The organism is Microbacterium istanbulense (assembly GCF_037204145.1).
GTDB classification, from domain to species: domain Bacteria; phylum Actinomycetota; class Actinomycetes; order Actinomycetales; family Microbacteriaceae; genus Microbacterium; species Microbacterium istanbulense.
In genome coordinates this window covers 337,890-351,426 of record NZ_JBBDGN010000002.1, presented here as the reverse complement: position 1 = coordinate 351,426, position 13,537 = coordinate 337,890, and the positions used below count along the sequence as shown (strand labels likewise).

Genomic DNA, 13,537 nt, shown 5'->3' with positions numbered 1-13,537 from the left:
AAGTCTAGAGGGCGAGATATGCGAGTTCCGTGATGATGTCGGAGGCCGTGGATACGCTGGGCGGATGATGCAGACCCTCAGCGCGGCAGAGGCGCGGCGGATGACCTTGGGCGCGCAGGGATTCTCCCGTGCGCGGCCGGACGCCGTGTCGTCGCGACATCTGCACCGGGCCATGGAACGCATGGGCGTGTTGCAGATCGACTCGGTCAACGTGTTCGCCAGGTCGCACTACATGCCGATGTTCTCGCGTCTGGGCAGCTATGAGCCCAACCTGCTCGATCGCACCTTCCTGCAGTCCACCCGTCACTACGTCGAGTACCTCGCGCACGAGGCGACGTTCATGCCGGTGGCGGACTGGTCGCTGTGGGGCTTCCGCATGGAGGAGTGGCGGCAGCGGGCGGCGCGACCGGATGCGTGGATGCACGCGCACGCCCGCACGCTCGACTGGGTGCGTGCCGAACTGCGCGAGCGCGGGCCGCTGCGCCCCGTCGACCTGCGTGACGACGCACCCCGGGAACGGGGCTCGTGGTGGGATTGGGACGACGCGAAGGTCGCTCTCGAGCATTTGTGGCGCTGCGGTGAGGTGGCCATCGCCGGCAGGGCCGGTTTCGAGCGCCGCTACGCGCTGGCCGAGCAGGTGATCCCGGCGGCAGTTCTTGAGCGGACGGTCGCGCGTGACGACGCGGTGCGTGAGCTGGTGCGACGCGCGTTCCGGGCGTACGGCGTGGCCACCGAATCCGACGTCGACGACTACCACCGGCTGCGCGATCGCTCGGCCGTGCGCACGGCGATCGCCGAGCTGAGCGCCGCGGGTGAGCTCGAGCCGGTGCAGGTGCGCGGGTGGCTGCAGAGCGGCAAGGAGGTGCCTGCGTGGCGCCATCGGGATGCCGCACTCCCCCGCCGCATCGACCGCGCCGCGCTGCTCACCCCGTTCGACCCCGTGGTGTGGTTTCGGCAGCGGGCGTTGCGCGTGTTCGACCTCGACTACCGCATCGAGATCTACGTACCGGCCGAGAAGCGCCGCTACGGCTACTACTCCCTGCCCGTGCTCGTCGGCGACCGCATCGCTGCACGGGTCGATCTCAAGGCCGATCGAGCAACCTCCACCCTGCGTGTGCAGTCGGCGTGGTGGGAACCGCACGGGCGGCCGGCCGACGTCGAGGCCCTGGCCGACGAACTCGTGCGGGCCGCGGAATGGCAGGGCCTCGAGGCGATCAGCGTCTCACGCTGGGGCGACGCCGCCGAGGCAGTCGCCGCCGCGCTGAGCGCGCGGATGCCGCGGATCGAGCGTCATCGGCATCCTCAGGAAGACGCCGCCTGAATTCGCCGTGTGCGCTCAGAACTGCACGCGGGGCGGCTCCGAGATGGCGCCGTCGTCGGCGACCTCGAAGAACTCACGCTCGGTGAAGCCGAGGCCGCGGGCGAAGAGGTTGTTCGGGAACACCTTGATCTTGGTGTTCAGCTCACGCACGCCGCCGTTGTAGAACCGGCGCGCGGCCTGAATCTTGTCTTCGGTGTCGACCAGCGAGTGCTGCAGCTGCAGATAGTTCTGGCTGGCCTGCAGCTGCGGATACGCCTCGGCGACGGCGAACAGGCTGCGCAGCGCCTGCTGCAGGTGGCCCTCGGCGATCCCCGCAGCGGCGGGGCCGTCAGCGGAGAGGGTCTCTGCCCTGGCCCGCGTGACGCCCTCGAAGACGGCCTTTTCGTGAGCCGCATAGCCCTTGACCGTCTCGATGAGGTTGGGGATGAGGTCGGCTCGACGCTTGAGCTGCACGGTGATGCCGCTCCAGGCCTCGTCGACGCGCACGTTCAGCTGCACGAGCGAGTTGTACGTCGACCAGAAGTAGATACCGACGAGCGCCAATACTCCGACGACGATCAGTACAGGCCAAAGCCACTCCATACCCGTGCCCCCTCTGTGGTTCCGGTCAATCCTATGGCCCGAGCCTGCGGATCGGCTGGGCGCGCCGCCGGTTCAGGCGCCGAGAATCCGCTCGAGATGCCTGTTTCCGAACACGCGCTCAGGATCGAGTTTGTCACGGAGTGCGACGAAGTCGTCGTAGCGCGGATAACGGGCGCGCAGCTGTTCGGCATCCAGTCCATGCAGCTTGCCCCAGTGCGGCCGGCCGCCGTATTCGAGCATGATCTGCTCGACCGCATGTGGGGTTGACGCCCGCGTAGCGGTGCACGGCGATGTACGCACTGTCGCGGCCGGTGGCGGTCGACATCCACAGGTCATCGGCCTGGGCGAAGCGCACCTCGATCGGGAACTCGATCTTCCAGCCCCGTTCGACGATGAGCAGGCGCACGGCCTGGAAGGCAGGGACGACGACATCGATCGGCAGCGCGTACTCCATTTCACGGAACCGCACGCGCCGACTGTGGATGAGCACCCGATGCGACTGGTCGGAGTACGCCGCGTCACCGGTGAGACGCACCGCCAGCCGGTTGAACGGGGGGATGACAGCGGGCGCGGCCCTGCTCACGGCGCAGAACGCGCCGAACACGCCGTTGCTGAGCACCTGCTCGTCGACCCAACGCCCCACAGCGGGCCGCGGCGAGCGGGTGGCCGACTCCGGCAGGCGGGTCTGGGTCTTGGTGAGCGCGACGTCGGTGTGCGGATGCCAGTAGAACTCGAAGTGATCGGCATCCGCCGCCCGCGCCGGCAGGCTGCCGAGCACCTCGTCGAGCGGCGCAGGGGCGTCGACGGCAGCAAGCACGAAGGCGGGAACGCACTGCAGCGTGACCTCGACGATGATGCCGAGTGCCCCGAGGGAGACGGCGGCCGCGGGCAGCAACTCGGGGTTGTTGTCGGCGTCGATGCGCAGGAACGCGCCGTCGGCGGTGATGAGCGTGAGGCCGCGCACCTGGGTCGCGATGCCGCCGAACTGGGCGCCCGTGCCGTGAGTTCCGGTCGAGATCGCCCCGGCGATCGACTGCCGGTCGATGTCGCCGAGATTCTGCATCGCGAGGCCGAAGGGCGCGAGCAGACGCGGGATGCGGTGCAGCCGGGTGCCGGCGAGCAGGGTGACCAGCCCACTCTCCCGGTCGGCAGCGACCAGGCCCTGCAGGTCGTCGAGTTCGAGCAGCACGCCGGAGGCGACACCGATGCCGGTGAAGCTGTGTCCGGCGCCGATCGCCTTGACCGTCAGGCCGTGCTTTGCGGCCGCCTTGACGGCGCGCTGCACGCCCTCGGGTGAGCGGGGACGCTCGATGCGGACAGGACGGACGGAGGCCGTGCGCGCCCAGTTCTGCCAGGTGCCGCCTGGTCGTGTCACAGGAATGCCTTTCCTTCTCCGCGGTAGGTGAGCAGTTCATCGGTGATGACACCACCCGAGACGAGGTGGTAGCGGTCGGTGCGTTCGGCGGCTTCGCCGCTCTTAGCGTGGCGCAGCCACACCCTGTCGCCGATGCGCAGGTCGCGAGCTCCCTCGCCCTGCACCGGCGTCTGCACTTCTCCGGCCGCCTCCCGCGGCAAGGTGCGCAGCTGCGGCGGCCACACGGGCAGTGGCTGCCGGGAGGCGAGCGCGGGCCCGGAGGCGATCCAACCGCCCCCGAGCAGTGTGGCGATGTCGGGCGCGGGTCTGCGCACGACGTCGAGCGCGAATGCCGCGGCCGGCGCGAGCGAGAACCGGCGGTAGCCGTCGAAGAGGTGTCCGGCGAGCAGCCCGCTGCCGGCGGTCACCTCGGTGACGGCAAAGTCGCGGCCGGTGAATTCGAGCGAGCCCGTCCCCCCACCGTTGACGAATTCCAGCGGGGATACCTCGAGCACGGCGGCGGCGACCTCGGCACGGCGGCGGCGCAGCTCCGCACGCGATGTGGCCTGCAGTCTGCGGATCACCGGGGCCTCGGTTCCGACGGCATCCGGCTGTCCGGCGATCTGCGCCTCGTACATCTGGATGCCGACAAGCCGGAATCCGGGGCGCGAGACGATCTCCCGGGCGAGGGCGGCGGCGTCCGCGGCGGTGAACAGCGGGGAGCGCCGCACGCCGACATGGCCGAACGTCGCCGATCGCAGGGAGGCGTCCACATCGATGGCCACGCGGAGCTCGGGGCGTGCGGTGGGCGCGACGACATCGTCGATGAGATCGAGCTGGGCGGGGTCGTCGATCATGAGGGTGATCCGGGCGGCCGCCTGGTCGTCGCGCGCAAGCCGTTCGATCGCCGCACGGTCGACGGTGGGGTACCCGACGACGATGTCATCGTGGGCCTCGGCGAGCCAGAGCGCTTCGGGCAACGTGAAGGCGAGGATGCCGCGATAGCCGGGCAGGCGCAGCACCGCATCGAGCACGGCCCGCACCCGCACGGATTTGGAGGCGACCCGGATGGGGACGCCGCCGGCACGGACCAGCAGGTCGAGCGCGTTGTGTCGCAGGGCGACCTGGTCGATCACCGCGACCGGTGCAGCGAGGTGAGCGGTGGCGTCGGTCAGCGTGCGCCAGTAGTGGGCCGGATTCCGCCAGTCGCCGGCGGACGACGCCGGCGGGCCCTGATCCGCGATGAGCTCGAGCACCCCTCCACCCTAGGGCGTCGGCCGCCGTGTCAGAGTGCGACGGTTCCGCTGATCACCACCTCGGCACGGCCGCCGATCCAGAGGCGGTCACCCTCGGCCGAGACGTGCACCCGGCCGGCCCGGCCCATCGCCCCGCCCTGTGACGCGAGGTACGGGGCGGTGAGGCGTCCGCTGGAGGTCAGCCATTCTGCTGCCGACGCGTTCAGGCTGCCGGTCACCGGATCTTCGCGGAGCGGGGCGTCGCCCTCGGTGAAGAAGGCCCGTACCTCGAGCGCCGTGCCCGCGCCGGGCGGGTGCAGCCCCAGAACGCCGATGTCCCAGCGTCCCGGATGCGCGGAGGCATCGGGGTGCAGAGCACGCACGGCTGCGGCATCCGCGAGCAGCAGTCCCACCCAGCCGGGGCCGTTGTCGAGCCACTCCGCGTCGATGATGTCGCCGTCGGCGATGCCGAGGATCTCGGCGAGCGTCGCCCGCAGCGCGGGGTCGACGGGGCCGGAACGCGTGCGCGGCGGGGCGCTGAAGGAGAGGATGTCGTCCTCGATCCGCACGGGGACGAGGCCGGCGGCGCACTCCTGAATGACACGATCGGCAACGCGTGGCTCGCCACCGGCACCCAACCAGGCACGGGCCGTTCCGAGCGTCGGATGCCCGGCGAACGGCAGCTCCGTGTTCAGGCTGAAGATCCGCACCCGGTAGTCGGCCTCGGCCGTGGTGGGCGGCAGCACGAACGTGCATTCCGAGAGGTTGGTCCACGCCGAGAAGCGGCGCAGCTCCGCATCGTCGAGCCCCTCGGCATCCAGCACGACGGCCACGGGATTTCCCGTGCCGACACCCTGCCCGAAGACATCGACCTGGCGGAAACGGCGGGTGGGTGCGGGCATCGGGTGCGCCTTTCTGCGAGTCGACAGCGCTCAGGACAACTAGGCTATGGGCGCGCGCCCCCATAGCCCAACGGCAGAGGCAGGCGACTTAAACTCGCTTCAGTCTGGGTTCGAATCCCAGTGGGGGCACTCAGCCACCGGTCAGTCGCGTCGGCCGCAACCGCGCTCCGCGCAGGGACACGACCGCATTGGCCGTGACGATCAGGCTCAGTCCCACCCACGCCTGCACGGTGAGCAGCTGCCCGAGCACGGCCCAGCCTGCCAGCGCCGCCCACACCGGGTTCAGGCTCGTCAGCGTGCCGAACAGCGACGCGGGGATCCGGCGCAGGGCGAGCAGGTCGAACACGTACGGGATGACGGAGGCGAGCACACCGCACGTCGCGGCGAGGACGAGCGCGAGCGGTGTCGGCGGATGGGCGAGGAACCACAGCGCCGCCACCGGCAGCCAGGCCAGTCCCGTGAGCAGGCTGGCGGCGGCGGTGCCCTGGATGCCGGGGACCCGTCGCCCCACTGCACGGTTGAGCAGGATGTACCCCGCCCAGGCCGCCGCGGCCGTGAGCGCGAGGGCGATCCCGACGAGATCGGTCGACGGGCCGGGGTCGGTGAGGACCACCACGCCCACGCCGGCCAGCATCGCGCAGGCGATATCGGTGCGGCGTCGCGACGAGAGGATCGCGACGGCCAGCGGCCCGAGGAACTCCAGCGTGACAGCGAGCCCCAGACCGATGCGTTCAACTGCCGCGTACAGGCCGAGGTTCATCACACTGAACGCCAGTGCGAGGCCGATGATCGGCATCCACTGGCCGCGGCGCAGGGTGCGCAGACGCGGGCGGACGGATGCCGTGAGCACGAGCGCGGTGACGATCTGACGCACCGCGACGACACCCACGGGTCCGATGGCGGGGAAGGCGAGCGCGCCGACGGCGGCTCCCGCCTGGTTCGAGACGGAGGCGGCCACCACGAGGGCCAGGCCGCTCGCCCGGTCGTGCTCGCCGGCCGCCGCGGCAGCGCGAAGTGCATCCGTGAGCTGTGTCATGCGCTCACGCTAAGCAGCCATCGTACATACGCATAATGCAATCTTTGACTCTGCTATACGCTCAGCGTATGGAATGGAGTCTGCGCGAGCTGCGGGTGTTCGCCACGGCCGTCGACACGGGGTCGTTCACGGATGCGGCATCCGCCCTGCACACCTCACAGGCAGCAGTCTCACGCACGATCGCGGCCCTCGAGCGACAGGTGGGTGAACGGGTGCTGCGGCGCACGCCCCGCGGCTGCGAACCCACCCCGACCGGACACCAGCTGCTTCCGGCCGTGCGACGGCTGCTGGCGGAGGCCGACCGTTTCGGGGAGTTCGTCCGCTCGCGGCACGGCGTACTCCGGCTGGGCTACGCCTGGGCCGCGCTCGGCGCGCACACCACACAGTTGCAGCGCGGTTGGGACGCCGATCATCCCGCACGCGAGCTGCATCTGATTCGACACAACACCCCCACCGCGGGACTCGGCGAGGGCGCCTGCGACGTGGCGATCCTGCGACGTCCGGCCGACGAGAGGCGCTTCGACTCGGTGATCGTCGGGCTGGAGCGCCGCCTGGTGGCGTTCGCCTCCGATGACCCGGCCTGGTCACGGCGCCGGCAACTGACCATGGCCGAGGTAGCCGAACGCACCGTCATCATCGACTCCCGCACGGGCTCGACGGGAGCTGAGCTGTGGGCGGGGTCGGCGCAGACGCCGCGCTTCGCCGAGTCATCCGATGTGGACGAGTGGCTCAGTGCGATCGCTGCCGGCCACGGGGTGGGCACCACCGCCGAGGCCACGGCGTTTCACCACCCGCGCCCCGGTGTGACCTTCCGACCCATCAAGGACGGCCCCCGAGTTCCCGTGCGTCTGGCCTGGTGGCGCGACGATCCCCCCGCCGGCCTTGCCGAGCTGATCGACGCCGTCACCCGGCTCTACGCGGCCTGAGAGGCAGCGCGGCCCGCCACCGAACGCGAGAACCCGCCGGGATCTCTCCCGACGGGTTCTCGTTGGTCGACGCTCAGCGGCGCCGAGCAGGCATCACTTGCCGGCGGCCGGAGCCTTCTCGGCAGCCGGCTTCTTGGCCGGAGCCTTCTTGGCGGGCGCCTTCACTGCCGCCGCCTTGTCGGCGGCTGCCTTGGCCGGAGCCTTCTTCGCCGGAGCCTTCGCCGCGGCCGGAGCCTTCTCCGCCGCGACCTCCTTCGCCGGCGCTGCAGGAGCGGCGGGCGCAGGAGCGGCCGGAGCAGCCGGACGCGGACGCGCGGCGAACTCCTCGAACACGTAGCGCGGGTTCTGCACAGTCTCGAGGTTCACGATGTCGCGGCCGAGCCACAGGTTGTTCCACCAGCCCCACAGCACACGCCACTTGCGCTCCCACGACGGCATCGCGAGGCCGTGGTAACCGCGGTGCGCGAGCCACGCGATGAAGCCCTTGAGCGCGATGTTGCCCGACTGGAACACACCGTTGTACAGGCCCAGGCCCGCGACGGCGCCCATGTTCTTGTGGAAGTACTCCTTGGGCTGCTCGCCCCGCAGCACCGCGACGATGTTCTTCGCGAGCAGCTTCGCCTGACGCACGGCGTGCTGAGCGTTCGGCACGCAGTAGCCGCCGACACCGCCACCCGAGAGATCAGGGACGGCAGCGACGTCACCGGCGGCCCAGGCGCCCACGAGGGGCTCCTCGGCCGTGCCGACGCGCAGGTCGGCGCGGGTCTGGATGCGGCCACGCTCTTCGACGGGCAGGTCGCCACCGCGCACGACGGTGGGGTTGGCCATGACACCGGCGGTCCACACGATGAGGTCGGTCGGGATGGTCTCACCGGTGGAGAGCTCGACGTTGCCGTCGATCGCTCCGGTGACCTGGGTGTCGAGGTGCACATTGGCGCCACGCTTGGCGAGGTCCTTGAGCACCCACTCGCTCGTCTTCAACGAGACCTCGGGCATGATCCGCCCCATGGCCTCGATGAGGTGGAAGTGCGTGTCGTCGAACGTGATCTCGGGGTACTTGCCCACGAGCGCCGAGGCGAGCGAACGCAGCTCAGCGAAAGCCTCGATGCCGGCGAAGCCACCACCGACGACCACGACGGTCAGCAGACGGTCACGCTCGGGACCGGCGGGCATGCCAGCGGCCTTGTCGAAGTTCGACATGAGCTTGTCGCGGACGGCGACGGCCTCTTCGATCGTCTTCAGGCCGATCGCGTTGTCGGCGATGCCGGGGATCGGGAAGGTCCGCGAGACGGCACCGGCGGTGACGACGATGTGGTCGTACGCGAGCTCGTAGGGCTCCCCGGTCGGCGGCGTGATCGTGGCGACCTTGTTGGCGTGGTCGATGCCGGTCACCTTGGCCGTGATGATGTGCGTGCGGTCGAGGTGACGGCGGTGGGCGACCACGGCGTGGCGGGCCTCGATCGAGCCGGCGGCGACCTCGGGCAGGAACGGCTGGTACGTCATGTACGGCAGCGGGTCGACGAGCGTGACGTCGGCTTCGCCCTTGCGAAGGTGCTTCTCCAGCTTCCACGCCGTGTAGAAGCCCGCGTAGCCGCCACCGACGATCAGGATCTTGGGCACAGAGCCGTTCGCAGGCACAGAGTTGTTCTCAGGCACAGGGGGAAAACTCCTCAGAGAGTCAGGGGGTGGGCGTGCGTCGATCGCGCGCCGATCGGATGCGCCGGGCAGCAGCGGTGACGCCAAGCCCGATCAGGATACCAGGGACTGTGACCGCGAGCAGAGGCAGGGTACCGTATCGCAGTGAATCGGGGCTGGGCAGCAGGGGCGATCCCGCCTCGGTGGGCGGTTCGGCAGCCGGCAATGGCGGCACCGCGACCGGTGTCACCTCGGGCTGAGGTTCGGGGTCGGACTCGGCGCGACGGTACACCCGGATCCACTCCTCGAGATCGCCCATCGGGTTCGACGACACCTCCGGGATCGACGCGGAGACGGCGTTCTTCGCATCCAGCAGCCCGTATCCGTACAGCGCGTCTGGCATCCCCTTCATCCCCGGCACCGACGTGGCCGTGCGGATGATGCGGTTGATGACGTTCGCGGCATCCAGATCCGGGTGCGCCGAGCGCACCAGTGCCGCGACGCCGGCGACGATCGGAGCCGCGCCACTGGTGCCGTTCCACTTCTGCAGCTCGCCGTCGGGCGACATGCCCAGCAGCGATTCACTGGGAGCCGAGACGCCGATCGTGATGCCCTGGGTGGATGCTTCGACGCTGGCGGTTCCGGTCTGGTCGACGCCGCCCACGGTCAGCACGCCGGGGATGGTCGCGGGGGCGCCGATCACCGAGGTGCCGCTGCCGCGGTTGCCGGCGGCGACCACGACGACGACGTCCTTCTCATAGGCGTAGAGAAATGCCTCATCCCAGCTCTCATCCCAGTCGAGCGTGTTCGTCGTGAAGGAGAGGTTGATCACGTCGGCCCCGTTGTCGACCGCCCACCGCATCGCGGTGGCGACCTGCTCGGCGAAGGGCACGGCCGCCGAGGCGCCGAAACCGAGCGAGATCGACAGCAGCTTCGCCTCGGGAGCCACGCCGATCATGCCGGTGCCGTCCGGGTTGCCACGCCCGGCGGCCAGCGATGCCACCCAGGTGCCGTGGTTCCGATCGACCGCACCGACCGGGGTGCGACCGTCGGCGGTGCCATTTCCGGAGACGTCGGTGCCGCCGGCGACCGCGTCGTCGAAGATGAGCGGGGGCTTGCCGATGCCGGTGTCGATCACCGCGATCGTCGCGCCCTTGCCACGGGTGACCTTCCAGGCATCCCGGATGCCCGCGCCGTCGAGCCAGTACTCCGCCGCGCGCACGGGGTCGCTCGGGTCGTCGGCGACAGGCCCGGGTGACGGGGTGCTCGTGGGCGCAGGCTCTGCGGGGGCGGCGGCCGCCGCCGGCGCGCTGAGGAGCGTCACGGATGCCGCCAACGCCGCGAACGCGGCGAGGGAGCGCAGCATCCGTCCGACCGTCATCCGGCGCCGTTCCCTCGCGCTGCACCGGGGTCGACGCAGGCGCAGCGCTCGGGCGACCAGGAGGCGCGTGCGAGCGCGGCGTCGCCAATCGGGTTGACTCCGGGACCTGCCGCCAGGGCGTGTCCCGCGAGGGCGTGCAGGCACTTCACGCGGGTGGGCATGCCTCCCGACGAGATGCCGTCGATCTCGGGCACGTCTCCGTACTGGCGACGGTCGTCGAGGAAAGACTCGTGCGCGGCGAGATACGCCGCCGCGACATCCTCGTCGTCGAGCATCTCGGCCAGCTCGGGCATCACATGCTCGGCCTCGAGGGTCGACATCGCTGCCGCCGCCGCCGGGTGGGTGAGGTAGTAGAAAGTGGGAAACGGGCTGCCGTCGGTCAGGCGCGGCGCGGTGGCGACGACCGTCGGGTTGCCGCACACGCAGCGGGCCGCGATGCCGACGACGCCGCGGGCCTCACGACCGAGCTGTGCGGAGACCACCGCGATCTCGGCGTCGGACGGGGTCGGGAAGGGCGGTCTGCTCACCCCTCCAGCGTACGGGAGGCTGGCTGGATGCGGCCTCAGCGTGCCGGGGCCTCGACCGCGTTCTGCGCGAGGCCGGCGGTGACGACGCCGCGCAGCAGCTGCGGCATCCAGTCGGACTCGCGCTCTTCGACCTCATCGCTGACGGGCCCCTGCTCGGGCGGCAGATCTGTGGCCTCGAGGTCGTCGTCGATGAGGTAGACGACCTCGCCGGGCTTCACGTAATAGAGCCGCTCGCGGGCCTTCGTGGTGATGAACGCCGGGTCGTCCCAGCGGGTGCGCTCCGCCTCGAGCGCCGCGATCTCATCCGTGGTCAGCTGCACCGATGATTCGAGGGCGGCGATGCGCTGGCGCTGCTCGAGGTAGGTGCCGAGCGTGGGCACGAGCACCCAGGTGCCCAGCACGACGAGCGAGAGCATGATCACGGCGAAGCCGGAGAGGCGGATGCCGCTGGTCCACTCCCGCACGTCGACCGAGCGTCGGGGGCGCCGTGGCTCCGCGGACGTGGCGGCGCGACCGGCAGGTTTCGCGGGCTTGGCGGGTTTCGCCGTGGATGCCGAAGGGGGAGCCGGGCGTCGGGCCATGGCTCCCCCTTCGTTCAGGTCGTACGGTTCAGCTGCGCTCAGCCGCGGAAGCGGGGGAACGCGGAGCGACCGGCGAACTCGCCGGCGTCGCCCAGCTCCTCTTCGATGCGCAGAAGCTGATTGTACTTCGCGACGCGCTCGGAACGAGCGGGCGCACCGGTCTTGATCTGACCCGAGTTGGTCGCGACGACCAGGTCGGCGATCGTCGTGTCTTCGGTCTCACCGGAGCGGTGCGACAGCATGGCCGTGTAGCCGGAGCGCTGGGCGAGGCTGACCGCGTCGAACGTCTCGCTGAGCGTGCCGATCTGGTTGACCTTGACCAGCAGCGAGTTGCCGACGCCGCGACGGATGCCCTCGGCGAGACGCTCGGGGTTGGTCACGAACAGGTCGTCACCGACGAGCTGCACCTTCGAGCCGAGCTGGTCGGTGAGCAGCTTCCAGCCTGCCCAGTCGTCCTCGGCGAGGGCATCCTCGATGGTGACGATCGGGTAGTCGTTGACCAGACCGACGTAGTACTCGATGAGCTCGGGGCCCGTCCAGTCCTTGTTGTCGAGGCGGTAGACGCCGTCGTTGAAGAACTCCGTGGCGGCGACGTCGAGACCCACGGCGATGTCGGTGCCGGGGGTGAAGCCCGCCTTCTCGATAGCCTTCAGCAGGAAGTCCAGGCCCTCACGGTTGCTGGGCAGGTCGGGGGCGAAGCCGCCCTCGTCGCCGAGGCCGGTCGCGTAGCCGGCGGCCTTCAGCTCGCTGCGCAGCACGTGGTAGGTCTCCACACCCCAGCGCAGGGACTCGCTGTAGGTGTCGGCGCCGATCGGGGCGAGGAAGAACTCCTGCATGTCGATGCCGTTGTCGGCGTGCTCGCCACCGTTGATGACGTTGAACAGCGGAACGGGCAGCAGGTGCGCGTTCGGGCCGCCGAGGTAGCGGAACAGCGGCAGGTCGGCCGAGTCGGCGGCGGCCTTGGCGACCGCGAGGCTCACGCCGAGGATGGCGTTGGCGCCGACGCGCTTCTTGTTGTCGGTGCCGTCGACCTCGATGAGGATCTCGTCGATGATGCGCTGCTCGCTGGCCTCGACGCCCTCGATCGCGGGGCCGAGCTCGTCGATGACGGCCTCAACGGCCTTGAGCACGCCCTTGCCGCCGTAGCGGCTCTTGTCGCCGTCGCGGAGCTCGTACGCCTCGAAGGCGCCGGTGGATGCACCGGAGGGGACGGCGGCGCGCTGCACGATTCCGTCATCGAGGAGCACCTCCACCTCAACGGTCGGGTTTCCGCGCGAGTCGAGAATCTCGCGTGCGCCTACAGCCTCGATCAGTGCCACGAATGTGCTCCTTGTTCAAGAGGAAAGGGGTTGGGTGGAGCGGCGTCGGTCCGCTCTCAGTGTAGCGATGCGCGCTCAGACGACTAGAGCGATCGCGACACCATCCCAACCCTTGAGTCCGACGGTCTGCAGGGCGGTCGCGTCGAACCGTGGATCCTCCCCCAGCATCTGCAGCGCATCGCGGGTTCCGATGACCATCGGATCGGTGCTGTCGGCGCGTGCGATCTCGCCCTCGCGGCCGATGTTGTCGAGGACGACGACCGTCCCGGGGTGGCCGAGACGCGCGGCCCAGTCGAGGTAGACGGTGTTGGATTCCTTGTCGGCGTCGATGAAGACAAGGTCGAACCCGCCGACGAGCGTCGGCAGCACGTCGGCGGCGCGGCCGACGCGGATCTCCACCCGGTCGCCGACCCCGGCAGCGTCGATGCTCGCTCGCGCGATGGCGGCGTTGCCAGCTTCGGCCTCGACCGTCACCACCCGCCCGTGCTCCCCCACCGCGCGGGCCATCCAGATCGTGGAGTACCCGCCGAGAGTGCCGATCTCGAGCACCCGACGGGCACCGCTGATCCGCACAAGCAGGTTCAGCAGCTTGCCGCTGACGGGAGCAACCTCGATGTCAGGCAGGCCAGCCGCCCGCTGCGCGCTGAGTGTGGCCTCCAGAGCCGGATCATGGCCGACGAGAGTATCGGCCAGGTAGTCATCGGCGGCACGCCAGTTCTCGGGTGTTGATCGCATGGT

The 13,537-nt window shown here is 70.1% G+C and carries 12 protein-coding genes, 1 tRNA gene and 1 pseudogene; 3 read left to right on the top strand and 11 right to left on the bottom strand.

Going from position 1 to position 13,537, the window contains the following annotated elements:
* Positions 1 to 64: 64 nt before the first annotated feature.
* Positions 65 to 1,321, top strand: coding sequence for a winged helix-turn-helix domain-containing protein (locus tag WDU93_RS04605; RefSeq protein WP_337318019.1), 1,257 nt, complete (start codon positions 65 to 67; stop codon positions 1,319 to 1,321).
* Between the two features lie 15 nt (positions 1,322 to 1,336).
* Here WDU93_RS04605 and WDU93_RS04600 read toward each other — a convergent pair whose 3' ends face one another.
* The 4 genes and pseudogenes from WDU93_RS04600 to WDU93_RS04580 form a co-directional block, all read right to left on the bottom strand.
* Positions 1,337 to 1,903 carry a LemA family protein gene (locus WDU93_RS04600; RefSeq protein WP_337318017.1) on the bottom strand — a complete coding sequence of 189 codons (567 nt, stop codon included), beginning with the start codon at positions 1,901 to 1,903 and terminating at the stop codon, positions 1,337 to 1,339.
* 72 nt (positions 1,904 to 1,975) lie between these two features.
* Positions 1,976 to 3,278, bottom strand: a pseudogene (locus tag WDU93_RS04590) (D-arabinono-1,4-lactone oxidase).
* A complete protein-coding gene (locus tag WDU93_RS04585) occupies positions 3,275 to 4,513 on the bottom strand; it encodes an alanine racemase (RefSeq protein ID WP_337318013.1) in 1,239 nt (412 codons plus the stop codon). The pseudogene WDU93_RS04590 and the gene WDU93_RS04585 overlap by 4 nt, the downstream one beginning before the upstream one ends.
* A gap of 29 nt (positions 4,514 to 4,542) precedes the next feature.
* A complete protein-coding gene (locus tag WDU93_RS04580) occupies positions 4,543 to 5,394 on the bottom strand; it encodes a PhzF family phenazine biosynthesis protein (RefSeq protein ID WP_337318011.1) in 852 nt (283 codons plus the stop codon).
* Between the two features lie 56 nt (positions 5,395 to 5,450).
* Here WDU93_RS04580 and WDU93_RS04575 point away from each other — a divergent pair.
* Positions 5,451 to 5,523: transfer RNA gene (locus WDU93_RS04575), tRNA-Leu, on the top strand.
* Between the two features lies 1 nt (position 5,524).
* Here the strand turns inward: WDU93_RS04575 and WDU93_RS04570 are convergent.
* Positions 5,525 to 6,430: an EamA family transporter gene (locus tag WDU93_RS04570; protein ID WP_337318010.1), complete on the bottom strand. Its 906-nt coding sequence runs from the start codon at positions 6,428 to 6,430 to the stop codon at positions 5,525 to 5,527.
* A gap of 68 nt (positions 6,431 to 6,498) precedes the next feature.
* Here WDU93_RS04570 and WDU93_RS04565 point away from each other — a divergent pair, with 68 nt between their 5' ends.
* On the top strand, positions 6,499 to 7,356 hold the full coding sequence (locus tag WDU93_RS04565) for a LysR family transcriptional regulator (RefSeq protein WP_337318007.1): 858 nt from the start codon (positions 6,499 to 6,501) through the stop codon (positions 7,354 to 7,356).
* A gap of 93 nt (positions 7,357 to 7,449) precedes the next feature.
* Here the strand turns inward: WDU93_RS04565 and WDU93_RS04560 are convergent, their stop codons facing one another.
* The 6 genes from WDU93_RS04560 to WDU93_RS04535 form a co-directional block, all read right to left on the bottom strand.
* Entirely contained in the window at positions 7,450 to 8,976 is a 1,527-nt protein-coding gene (locus WDU93_RS04560; protein WP_337318098.1) for an NAD(P)/FAD-dependent oxidoreductase, read from the bottom strand.
* 58 nt (positions 8,977 to 9,034) lie between these two features.
* On the bottom strand, positions 9,035 to 10,357 hold the full coding sequence (locus WDU93_RS04555; RefSeq protein ID WP_337318005.1) for a S8 family serine peptidase: 1,323 nt from the start codon (positions 10,355 to 10,357) through the stop codon (positions 9,035 to 9,037).
* Between the two features lie 11 nt (positions 10,358 to 10,368).
* Positions 10,369 to 10,899 carry a DUF501 domain-containing protein gene (locus tag WDU93_RS04550; protein WP_337318002.1) on the bottom strand — a complete coding sequence of 177 codons (531 nt, stop codon included), beginning with the start codon at positions 10,897 to 10,899 and terminating at the stop codon, positions 10,369 to 10,371.
* Positions 10,900 to 10,934: 35 nt separating this feature from the next.
* A complete protein-coding gene (locus WDU93_RS04545; protein WP_337318000.1) occupies positions 10,935 to 11,480 on the bottom strand; it encodes an FtsB family cell division protein in 546 nt (181 codons plus the stop codon).
* A 38-nt stretch (positions 11,481 to 11,518) separates the two neighbouring features.
* Positions 11,519 to 12,799, bottom strand: coding sequence for a phosphopyruvate hydratase (gene eno / locus WDU93_RS04540; protein WP_337317999.1), 1,281 nt, complete (start codon positions 12,797 to 12,799; stop codon positions 11,519 to 11,521).
* 75 nt (positions 12,800 to 12,874) lie between these two features.
* Positions 12,875 to 13,534 (bottom strand): O-methyltransferase, encoded by a 660-nt coding sequence (locus tag WDU93_RS04535; protein WP_337317998.1) that lies wholly within the window; start codon positions 13,532 to 13,534, stop codon positions 12,875 to 12,877.
* Positions 13,535 to 13,537 lie beyond the last annotated feature (3 nt).